This is a genomic window from Psychrobacillus soli, assembly GCF_006861775.1.
Lineage (GTDB): Bacteria > Bacillota > Bacilli > Bacillales_A > Planococcaceae > Psychrobacillus > Psychrobacillus soli.
This window is the reverse complement of record NZ_VDGG01000003.1, coordinates 128,915-140,146: the sequence shown is the minus strand read 5'-3', so window position 1 is coordinate 140,146 and position 11,232 is coordinate 128,915. Positions and strand designations below refer to the sequence as shown.

Annotated in this window: 10 protein-coding genes; 1 reads left to right on the top strand and 9 read right to left on the bottom strand. The window is 37.4% G+C overall.

The features are described 5' to 3' along the window. Positions 1-467: 467 nt before the first annotated feature. The 6 genes from FG383_RS02545 to FG383_RS02520 form a co-directional block, all read right to left on the bottom strand. Positions 468-1,823 (bottom strand): glucose-6-phosphate isomerase, encoded by a 1,356-nt coding sequence (locus FG383_RS02545; protein ID WP_142605272.1) that lies wholly within the window; start codon positions 1,821-1,823, stop codon positions 468-470. 256 nt (positions 1,824-2,079) lie between these two features. Further along, a complete protein-coding gene (locus FG383_RS02540) occupies positions 2,080-3,234 on the bottom strand; it encodes an aminotransferase class I/II-fold pyridoxal phosphate-dependent enzyme (protein WP_142605271.1) in 1,155 nt (384 codons plus the stop codon). A 23-nt stretch (positions 3,235-3,257) separates the two neighbouring features. Then, positions 3,258-4,541: a TRAP transporter large permease gene (locus FG383_RS02535; protein ID WP_142605270.1), complete on the bottom strand. Its 1,284-nt coding sequence runs from the start codon at positions 4,539-4,541 to the stop codon at positions 3,258-3,260. Continuing rightward, positions 4,538-5,032 carry a TRAP transporter small permease gene (locus FG383_RS02530; RefSeq protein WP_142605269.1) on the bottom strand — a complete coding sequence of 165 codons (495 nt, stop codon included), beginning with the start codon at positions 5,030-5,032 and terminating at the stop codon, positions 4,538-4,540. The genes FG383_RS02535 and FG383_RS02530 overlap by 4 nt, the downstream gene beginning before the upstream one ends. A gap of 29 nt (positions 5,033-5,061) precedes the next feature. Then, the gene (locus FG383_RS02525; protein WP_142605268.1) at positions 5,062-6,084 is read right to left on the bottom strand and encodes a DctP family TRAP transporter solute-binding subunit; all 1,023 of its coding nucleotides are present in this window, start codon (positions 6,082-6,084) and stop codon (positions 5,062-5,064) included. Continuing rightward, positions 6,081-6,749 (bottom strand): GntR family transcriptional regulator, encoded by a 669-nt coding sequence (locus FG383_RS02520; RefSeq protein ID WP_142605267.1) that lies wholly within the window; start codon positions 6,747-6,749, stop codon positions 6,081-6,083. The genes FG383_RS02525 and FG383_RS02520 overlap by 4 nt, the downstream gene beginning before the upstream one ends. Before the next feature lie 103 nt (positions 6,750-6,852). Here FG383_RS02520 and FG383_RS02515 point away from each other — a divergent pair, with 103 nt between their 5' ends. Next, positions 6,853-8,211 carry an FAD-binding oxidoreductase gene (locus FG383_RS02515; RefSeq protein ID WP_142605266.1) on the top strand — a complete coding sequence of 453 codons (1,359 nt, stop codon included), beginning with the start codon at positions 6,853-6,855 and terminating at the stop codon, positions 8,209-8,211. Positions 8,212-8,486: 275 nt separating this feature from the next. Here the strand turns inward: FG383_RS02515 and FG383_RS02510 are convergent, their stop codons facing one another. From FG383_RS02510 to FG383_RS02500, 3 genes are all read right to left on the bottom strand, one after another. Then, positions 8,487-8,915 (bottom strand): VOC family protein, encoded by a 429-nt coding sequence (locus tag FG383_RS02510; protein WP_142605265.1) that lies wholly within the window; start codon positions 8,913-8,915, stop codon positions 8,487-8,489. A 308-nt stretch (positions 8,916-9,223) separates the two neighbouring features. Further along, positions 9,224-10,372: an acyl-CoA dehydrogenase family protein gene (locus FG383_RS02505; RefSeq protein ID WP_142605264.1), complete on the bottom strand. Its 1,149-nt coding sequence runs from the start codon at positions 10,370-10,372 to the stop codon at positions 9,224-9,226. A 45-nt stretch (positions 10,373-10,417) separates the two neighbouring features. After that, positions 10,418-11,167: an enoyl-CoA hydratase/isomerase family protein gene (locus tag FG383_RS02500; RefSeq protein ID WP_142605284.1), complete on the bottom strand. Its 750-nt coding sequence runs from the start codon at positions 11,165-11,167 to the stop codon at positions 10,418-10,420. Positions 11,168-11,232 lie beyond the last annotated feature (65 nt).

Below are 11,232 nucleotides of genomic sequence, written 5' to 3'. Positions count from 1 at the left end.
AAGTAAGCCATTTCCGTTGATTTTCGCTGTAGGCGACGACTCCTGCCGGATGAGTGGGCAAATGAGACATCCCTACGACGCCTAAGCGGCGGGGATGGCTCATCGCTCACCCGGCGGAAAGCGTTCGACTGCAGCGGAAATCATAGCGGTCACTAGTTGACGCATTACCACGCAGTATCTCTATACATATACAGTGTAGTATTTCGTTGTGGAAGTATGCTGTAAATGGTTAAGAGCAATTAATCAGTTATTGAAATTAACCATCTCTAAAATTACGAGTTTACTAGGAGTAAGATGGCGATGGACAAGAGATTCCATTCCAATAAATGGTTTAACGAGACTAGCTTTATCTAGTAAATGCTCCACTTTATTGGAGATAGCATTTTGTGCATGTCTTTATTTTTTCTTTATAAAAGGTCAGTACAAAGGAGATTTCCATTGTACTGACCTTTAGTTTTCTATAACACTCAATCAAAAATCTCAGTTAGTCTTTCTTCCAATTCTTCTTTTAAAGACTCATACCCAGGCTTGTTCAGTAGGGCAAAAATATTATTTTTATATGACTCTACTCCTGGTTGATCGAATGGATTCACTCCAGATAAATAAGCACTCATTGCGCATGCTTTTTCGAAGAAATATAATAAATAACCTAGGTGATATTCATCTAGCTTATCAATCTCTACTTGGATAACAGGGACTCCTCCATCGTAATGCGCTAAGATCGAACTGTTTTTCGCGATTGTATTAATATCATGAAATGTTTTATCTTCTAAGAAGTTTAATTGATCAAAATTATTCTCCATCAATTGAATGGTACAATCCTCTTGTTGATTGCGAACATGTAAAATCGTTTCAAAGATTTGACGTTTTCCTGCTTGAATATACTGACCAATTGAATGTAAATCGGTTGTATATGTAACAGAAACAGGGAAAATCCCTTTTTCATCTTTCCCTTCACTTTCACCAAATAATTGTTTCCACCACTCAAATACATTACGTAAAGAAGGTTCAAATGAAGCCATTATTTCGATAATATATCCTTTTTTCTCAAGTAAATATCTCGATAACGCATATTCATAAGCTTCGTTTTCTTTGTAATTGGAAAACATTAAATCATTTGTTGCTTGCTTAGCACCATCTAATAACGCTTGAATATCAATACCACCTGCCGCTAAAGGAAATAACCCAACTGGCGTTAATACTGAAAAACGTCCACCTACTTCGGCTGGAACTTCAAAGCTTCTGTATCCCTCTTCCTGGGCAAGCTTTCTTAACAAGCCATTCTTAGGATCAGTCGTTAAAATAATTCGATTTTTTATCTCATCTCCGTAGCGTTTTTCCATATAAGACTTAATAACTCGAAATGAAATTGCAGGTTCAAGCGTTGTTCCAGATTTCGAGATGACATTTACATACACTTCGCGGTCTTCTACATATTGAAGTAATTGATTAATATAGGCTCCACTCATATTCTGCCCTGCATAAATTACTTCTGTTTCACCTGATTTTTTCGAGAAATAAGGTGTTAATGCGTCTTGAACTGCTTTAGCACCTAAATAGGAACCACCAATTCCAATGACAATTAATACAGCTGACTTCGTTCGTATTTCATTTGCAACCGACAGCATTTGCTCTATCTCTTTTTGATCTTGTTTAATAGCAAGGTCTACCCAACCTAATGCATCACAGTCTTTACTTGTGGGCGAGTGCATTTCTTGATGTATCATACTAATTATATTTGTATATTTATTTTTTTCTTCTTCATTTATAAACTTTGATAATAAGGAAAAGTTTAGTGAGAAGGCTTGTTTTGTAACAGTCAATTAGATTTCCTCCTGCAAGCTTCGTATTCATATATCCTCCTATATTAGCATATTTCAGTGAGCTTTTCCTCTTAAAGGGATAGGAAGGTACTTTGGAGGTTTAACAGGTAAAACTTTCTACACACTAGTATTACCTTTTCTTTATATTTACTCATGCATTTGTGATAACAGACCAGAAGCAACCAGTTTCCTTGAGAAAGCAACCAAATCTAAAAAAGACACTAAACGTGATACTCTTGTCTAGTGTCTTTTCTTTTTAAAGTTTTTGTATAAATGCTTCTAGCCTATTTAACCCTTCCACAAGTACCGACATGGAATACGCGTAAGAAATTCGTATATATCCTTCTCCATAAGGTGTAAATGTACTTCCTGGTACAACTGCAACTCCACCTTCGTGTAATAACTTTGTCGCAAAGTCGAAAGAATTCATACTAAAACCTTTTATAGAAGGAAAAATATAAAATGCACCATTTGGTTTTTCTACGGACAATCCCATTTCAACTAAACGGTTGTATACGTAGTCACGTCGTTTCACATACTCAATATTCATTTCTTTTGGCGTATCTTTTGCATTGGTTAACGCTTCGATCGCTGCATATTGAGCAGGCAAGGAAGCGCATATGGAGTTATACGAATGCATCAACATGACTTGTTTCAAGATAACCGCTGGACCCATGACGAAACCTATTCGCCACCCAGTCATTGAATGAGATTTAGAAACACCATGAATATAAAAAAGCTTCTCTCGCAGTTCCTTATAGGAAGCTAACGAAATATGATCACCTGCAAACGTATTTTCACTGTAGATTTCATCCGTCATTATATATACATCTTTATCCTTCAGCATTTGGACTAGCTCATCCATTGTTTCTTTCTCAATAACTACACCTGTTGGGTTCGAAGGATTATTAAATAAAATTGCTTTTGTTTTTTCCGTAATCAACTTTTCTAGTTCCTTCGCGGATGGCTGAAGTCCGGTTTTCGTCGTATCTAAATAAACAACTTTTGCACCACATAATTCTATTACAGGTACATAGCCAGAATAGATTGGCGCCGGTAAAATAACTTCATCCCCTTCTTCTAGTATCGTTCGGAAAATCGAGTCAATTGCTTCACTAGCACCGTTTGTTATAACAATCTCATTTTGTGGATCATATGAAAACCCATATTTAGTAGAGAAGAAATTGTTCACTGCTTCTCTAAGCTCTAATAATCCAGCATTATGAGAATATCCTGTTAAATTTTGTTCAATTGCACGGATTCCTGCCTCTTTTACGGAAATAGGTGTCGGAAAGTCAGGCTGACCGATTGTTAAATTGATAGCATCCGGAAAGTTTACTAACTGATTAGCAAACTGACGGATACCTGGTACTTCAAGCGCTTTGGCACGCGGATTAATGCTTAGAGACATAACTTGTTATCCTTCTTTCTTAATTACTTAAAAAATCCTGGAAGCCATAAAGTCAAGCTTGGCACAAATGTAATAACGATTAAACAAATAATCATCGAAAATAAGAACGGTATAATAGCCATTACAATTTTTTCGAATTTTACATTCCCAACACTTGAGGCTACAAATAAGTTTACACCAAGAGGCGGTGTGATAAATCCAATCGCCAAGTTCGCTACTAAAATAACTCCAAAATGAATTGGGTCAATTCCAACTGCTACAACAATCGGCAATAAAATAGGTGTTAATATAACAAGAGCAGAAATCGTATCGATGAACATACCTACTATTAATAGTATAATATTAATAGCTATTAATATGACAATTGGATTCGTAGATAATTCTGTTAAAAACAAAGAAATATCATCTGGAACTCTTTCTAACGTCATGAAATAGGCAAACGAAACAGAAAGTCCAATAATAATCATCGTTGTAGCATTAATGACAACTGCTTCTCGGAAACACTCAAAAACTGTTTTCCAAGTTAGCTCCTTGTATACATATAGACCTACGATTAATGAATATACTACTGCAACTACAGCAGCCTCTGTAGGCGAGAAAACTCCTCCGTAAATACCACCTAAAATAATGACTGGAATTAGAAGAGCCCATTTTGCATCATATGTAGCTTTCAATACATCCTTGAATGAAAAAGTAGTGTTTGTTTCTGATTTATATCCACGCTTTTTCGCAATAAAATATGCAGTAAGCATCAGTCCTATCCCTATTAATATGCCTGGAAGGATACCTGCCAAGAACATACTTCCTACTGAAACACTTCCAATAACCCCATAAAGTACAAAAGGAATACTTGGCGGAATAATAACACCAATGGATCCTGCGGATGCAGATACCGCAGCAGCGAATCCTCCGTCATACTTCTTATTTTTCATCTCTGGAATCATAAATCCACCAATAGCCGCTACTGTTGCCGGTCCAGAACCAGAAATTGCCGCGAAAAACATCGAAGCAACTACTGTAACTAACGAAAGACCTCCAACTATCCATCCTACCATTGCCGCAGCCAAATCTAGTAATCGCTTCGATACGCCACCTTTACTCATTAACACCCCTGCTAGCATGAAAAAAGGTATGGCTAATAATGGAAAGGAATCCAAAGACGTAAATGCTTTTTGCGCAATAATACCTAACGGTAAAGTAGATCCAAAATAGATTGCAACAAGTGCAGAAACTCCGAGTGAGATAGCAATTGGAACACCAATTAGTAAACAAATGAACAACGTACCAAATAATAATGCTACCGTCATGCAATCATCTCCTCATCAGCAGGTTTTTCATAATTACCTTTCCATACTTCTATTAGCTGAACAATTAGTCGAATTGCCATCCCAGCTCCACCAAGTGGAATTGCCAAAAATGGAATCCAAATTGGAATTTGCATAGCTGGAGCTAGCTGTCCATGTTCCAAACTACTTAAAACGAGCTGTGTTCCAAATACTGCAAGAAATAATGCCATGATGAACCAAACGATAATGGATAGCGTTTCTAATATTTGACGGAACACACCGTGGAAGCGTGTTATAAACGCTTCCACTCGTATATGCTGTCTTAATTTCACTGCATAACTTGCCCCAATCCATACTTGAAAAATATGAATATACCTCGCCAACTCTTCCGTCCAACTAGGAGCAGAATCAAAAACTTTTCTTCCGACTACTTGACCAAAAATTAGTGCTACCATAACCGCAAGTGACAAAACGAGTAGTATTTCTTCAAACTTTGAAAATTTCTTTAACACACTACTTCCCCCATCCTTATTTCACTTGCTTATTGTTGATTTGCTTCTTTCGCCATATTCACTAAATCTTCCCCAATTTCTGGCACATATTTATCGTAAACTGTTTTAGTTGCTTCTCTAAATTCATTGCGCTGTTCATCTGTCAATTCGTTTATTTTCATACCGTTTTCTTCTAGATTTTTCAAGAATTCAACATCTTGTTCTTGCGCAATTTTTCGTTGTTCTGTGCGGTATTCTTCAGATGCTTTTACAACTAGTTCTTGTAAATCTGCTGGTAAGCTATTATAGAAATCATTATTCATTAGCAAAATAGTTGCCGCATATACGTGGCTAGTCATAGTTAAATAATCTTGAACTTCATAAAACTTGTTCGTATAGTAAAGCGAAATTGGAGATTCCATCGCATCGTATGTTTTTTGTTGAAGGGCTGTATATAGTTCACCGAATGCGAATGGAGATGCATTTGCACCAAACGCTTTAAACGTATCTGTGTGTACTGGATTTTCAAGTGTACGGTATTTCAATCCTTTTAAGTCTGCTGTTCCTTGAATTGGTCCGTTGTTGTTAGACATATGACGGAAACCATTTTCTGCAAACACTAGACCTTTCAAATCGTTATTCTCAAGCTCCGCTAATAGTTGTTGTCCAAGTTCTCCATCTAGTGCACGGTAAGCTGCTTCATTGTTATCAAATAGAAACGGCAAGTCGAATACCATAAATTTCTTGTTGAAAGAAGCTAATGGTGCAACAGCTGGAATCGTCATTTCTACGTTTCCAAGTTGAACTGCTTCAATTGCTTCTCGGTCAGACGGATATAGCTGTCCATTAGGATATAGTTCTACTTTTAAGCGACCATTTGATTCTTTTTCAAGTGTTTCTTTATATGTCTTTGCAGCTAAGTGAGACGATTGTTCCTCTGAAACTAAATAAGCAATACGAATTGTATATGCTTCTTGCTCTTCCCCTTTTGCACTAGATGTATTATCTGTTGGTCTTCCACATGCTGTAAGCGCTAACATTGTTACTAGTAATAATATCACTAATTTCTTCATTTCTTTTCCTCCCCAGGATAGTAATTTAAAAATCTTGTTTCGACGTTTTCTAGATGTATGATCATCAGTTGTTTGGCTAACTCCTTTTCCCGCTTTTGGAGCGCTTGGACAATTTTCACATGTTCCACATAAGCGTCTTTTGCACTTACAGGTAGTGTGTTGGATAGAAATAAAAAGGCCCTATTAACCCCGGTATTCATTTGGCTGATCAGCTCGGCTAATTTCACATTGTCTCCGATATTTGCAAGGTGCAAATGAAATGCACGATCGAAATCCATAAATGAATTGTAATCATTGGCCTCTATTGCTTCTAATTGTCCTTCCAAATTTTTATTTAATGCATACAGTACTTGCTCAGAAAGTTGATCTGCATTTTTCTCGATATTATGGATTTCTAATAGCTTCCTGATTTCCATATAATGCAAAGCATTGTCTTTCGTAAATGTTGCAACTGTAGCTGGTTTCGCTTTATGCATTTGAACAAGTCCCTCAGCTGCAAGTCGTTTTAAAGCTTCGCGAATGGGGGTCCTACTTATACCTAAATCGGAAGCCAACTTTTCTTCTGGTAACTCCTCTTGTTGTGCGAGTTTACCCGCAATGATTGCATCTTTAATATTGTTAAAAGCTTGATCTGCAAGCGATTCTTTTTGCATAATTTTTTTCAAATTGAATCACTCCCTTCTGTATACTGTATACAGGAATAATATAGTATGCTATTGTATTTGTAAATATAAAATTTCGAATCTTTGAAAAGAAAGGTGATTTGTAATGGAAATATTGGAAATGTTAACTCAACAATTTGGGCAACATAAAGTCAGTCAAAGTGAATCAGAGCTTTATCGACATAGCAGAGATGAATCCTCCCACCCTTATGTGGAACCAGATTTCGTCGTTTTCCCTGAAAATGTAGAAGATGTAGTAAAAGTCTTACAACTTGCCAATGAAAGCGGGATTGCGGTTACTCCATTTGGTGCCGGCTCTGGTTTAGAAGGTCAAGCAATTCCAGTTAATAAAGGGATTTCATTAAACTTCGATCGTATGAATAAAGTAATCGAATTTTCACCGGAAGATTTAATGATCACCGTTGGACCTGGAATGACTCGCCTTCAATTAAATGAATATGTGAATAAACATGGGTTATACTTTCCAATTGACCCAGGTGCAGATGCATCCATTGGTGGAATGGTCGCAACAAATGCGAGCGGGACAACAGCAGTGAGATATGGCTCGATGCGCGATCAGGTGCTCGATTTGGAAGTTGTACTTGCAAACGGTACCGTAATACATACAGGTTCAAAAGCGAAAAAATCCTCTTCCGGCTATCATTTGAATGGGATATTCACAGGATCAGAAGGAACACTTGGAGTCATAACGAAAATTACCGTGAAATTGCACGGCATTCCAGAGAAAGTTTTAGCTGCTAGATGTACATTTCAAACTCCTGGTGAATGTGCTGAAGCTGCGCAAGCTGTATTATCAAGCGGTATTCAAGTAATGCGCATGGAACTTGTGGATGCGGAAAGTATTCAACAAGTGAACGAATACGGGGATTATTCATTCCCAGAAGAGCACTCTCTATTTTTTGAGTTCGCTGGTGCACCGAATATTGTAGAGGAAGAAGCTACAGTTGTAGAAGAGTTAATGAAAGAGTTAGGCTGCAATAACTGGGAGCGCGCTAATTCCTCGAAAGAAAGAGCGGATTTATGGAAAGCAAGGCACGAAATGGCTTATGCCTATAAACATATAAAAGGTAAAGTATCAACAGGCTCTGATTCATGCGTTCCTATTTCAAAACTAGCTGAAATGGTTGTTTTCGGACGTGAATTATTAGAAGAAAGCGGGCTTATTGGTGGTGTTTTCGGTCACGTAGGCGATGGTAATTTCCATACACTCGTCATGTATGATCCGAATGATCCAGTAGAAGTAGAAAAAGCGGAACATACGAATGAACAAATTGCGCTAAAAGCTATTGAGCTAGGCGGCACATGTACAGGAGAACACGGTGTTGGTTTAGGTAAGATGAAATACCAAGTTGCTGAGCATGGAGAAGCTGTCGAATTAATGAAATCTGTGAAATCTTTGTTTGATCCGAAGGGGATATTGAATCCTGGGAAACTGTTTTATTGAGGATTTGGATTTTGCGCAACGTTTCTGCTACCCGCAATGTTCTAGGGCATTCGCGCAACGTTTGGAACGTTACTCGCAACATTTAGGAGCATACGCACAACGTTCGGACCCATTTGCGCAACGTTTCTGCTACTCGCAACGTTCGAGGGCTTTCGCGCAACGTTTGGAACGTTACTCGCAACATTTAGGAGCATACGCACATCTTTTGTACCCATTTGCGCAACGTTAAAGGCTGTCCAACATTTTTTGTTGAACAGCCTTTTTATTTTACTTTGTTATTGTTTTAATTCGTTGCTTTCGTGGCTAAATTGCCATTCGATTCCGAATTTGTCTTTCAGCGCTCCGTAGGATTTGCTCCAAAATGTTTCTTGCAACTCCATAGTTACTGTTCCGCCTTCTTTAAGTGCTTCAAAAGCTGCATGAATTTCTTCTTCATTTTTGCTAACGAACGCTAGGCTAATATTATTCCCTAAGATAAAAGGAGATCCTGGGAATGTATCAGAAAACATCACATTACTCCCGTTAATGTTTAGTCGAGTGTGCATAACTAAGCTTTTCGCTTCTTCTGGCAAAGTATAATTTGGATCTTGCGGTGCCTCACCGAAAGTCATAATTTGTGGTTTTTCCGTTTTAAAAACTTCTGCGTAAAACTCCGCAGCCTCACGACAATTCCCATTAAAATTAAGATAAATATCTACAGCCATTTGACACACTCCTCTTATTATCGAATTATTCATTCAATGATGAATGACAATATTATTGTACCATTCGATTATAAAAAATTATATTCATAACAGAAATATTAACCTGATCTTTATAATACTTGTGAATTTTTAATTTTAATAGCTATTTCTTGACCACCATTAGATAGCAATGCTTTTTGCAAGAACTTTTCAATTACATGTGAATCTAAAAATCTGAGTTGATTTCTTTTAATGCTCCTCCTTACCTGCCAATTGGCCGCCGTACTTCTTAGTCAAAGACTACCCATTCCCTCATACCAATAACGCCTTTAAGAATACTCTTTATTTAATTGGGCTGAAATGATGTTCTTTTGAATTTCCGATGTTCCTTCGTAAATACGAGTAATTCTTGCATCGCGATAAAATCGTTCGATTGGATAATCGGAAATATAGCCAATGCCACCATGAATTTGCAATGCTTTATCGGCGACACGATTATATACTTCCGAGCCAAAAAGCTTTAACATTGCTGCTTCTTTAATAACTTTTTGTCCTTCATCAACCATCCATGCTACGCGATATGTAAATGATCTAAGCGCTTCGATTTCAACAGCAATCTCCGCTAACATATGTGCGACCGCCTGATGTTCGATAATTGGGACTTGAAATTGGACACGTTCTTTTGCATACAAAACGGATAAGTCTAATAACTTCTGACAGGAACCTAGATTTCTTGCCGCAAGACCCGCACGTCCATTCGTTAAGATTTTCAAAGCGTTCACATATCCCTGTCCTTCGCTACTTAGTACGTTTTCAACTGGTACTTCACAATTATCCATTATAATTTCTGCCGAATGAGAACCATGTAAGCCCATTTTCCTCTCAACTGCACCAACATAAAAGCCTGGAAAATCCTTTTCAACAATAAAAGAAGTAATACCCTTCGCACCTTTTGAAGGGTCAGTTACTGCCATTACGGTAAAAATGTCCGCTTCCGTTGCGTTAGTTATATAATGCTTCGTTCCATTCAAAATATATTGATCGCCTTTTTTAACAGCCGTAGTTTTCAAATTCGTCGCGTTTGACCCCGCATCTGGCTCAGTTAAAGCAAATGCGCCAATCTTATTGCCTGAGGCCATGTCTGGTAAATATCTTTGCTTTTGTTCTTCATTTCCCATTTCTACAATACCGACTGTTCCAATCCCAGTATGAGCACCGATCAATGTAGTAAAGCCATTATGTGTGGCACCAATTTCCTCATATAATGCACATTTTCCTACCATTCCAATGCCAAGACCACCATACTCTTCAGGTATACTTAATCCAAATAAGCCCATTTCTTTAGACATCTCTACAATATGTTCGGGAATTTTGTTTTCTTCTTCAATTTGCATAACGACTTTTTCTACTTCATTTTGAACAAAATCACGAACATGCCGTTTTAGCACGATCAAATCCTCATCCAATTCAAAATTCATTCATTAGCACCCCTTTAATGAAAAATGTGTATAGACTAGCAATTTTCAATGCTTAAATTGAGGTTTCCGTTTTTCAAAAAAAGCATTAACACCTTCTTTGAAATCATCAGATTCAAAACACATCCCTTGCGCAAAACCTTCTAATTCAAAAGTTTCATTAATTTCGGCTAAAATACTTCTATTTATTAGTTTTTTTGTTAACCCCATTGCAGTTGCTGGTCCTTCTGCCCATGAAGAGGCGATAGAATGTGCTTCGTTTAAAAGTAAATCATCTGGAACAATACGGTTTATGATCCCCATTTTATGTGCTTCAACAGAGGATAACTTTTCACCAGAAAACATTAGCTCTAATGCTCGATGTCGTCCTATCAATCTTGGTAGAAAATAAATAGATCCAAGATCGGGTATCAATCCTACTTTTACAAAACTTTGAATGAACAAGGTCGAATGAGTTGCCAAAATATAGTCACAAGCCAAAGCTAGACTAACACCTGCTCCAGCAGCTATCCCATTTACTGCGGCAATAACTGGTTTTTCTAAGTTTAGTATAGAATGAATCATTTCATGTCCTGCTTGCAATCTTCTTCTGCCTGAAACTGCACCAACCGTTTTTAATGCACTTAGATCTCCGCCAGCAGAAAAAGCCTTCCCTTCACCTGTTAGAATAATAACTTTCACTTCATCATTATCTCTTACACTAGTGAAAAAATTTGTTAACTCATTTCTCATCTCTAATCCGAGCGCATTTCTAACTTCTGGTCGTATTAATGTAACAGTGCAAATACTTTTATCCATTTTCACATCAATATTTTCATAGCTAGAATATAATATGGTTACTCCCTCCTTCCCATTTGGATCTT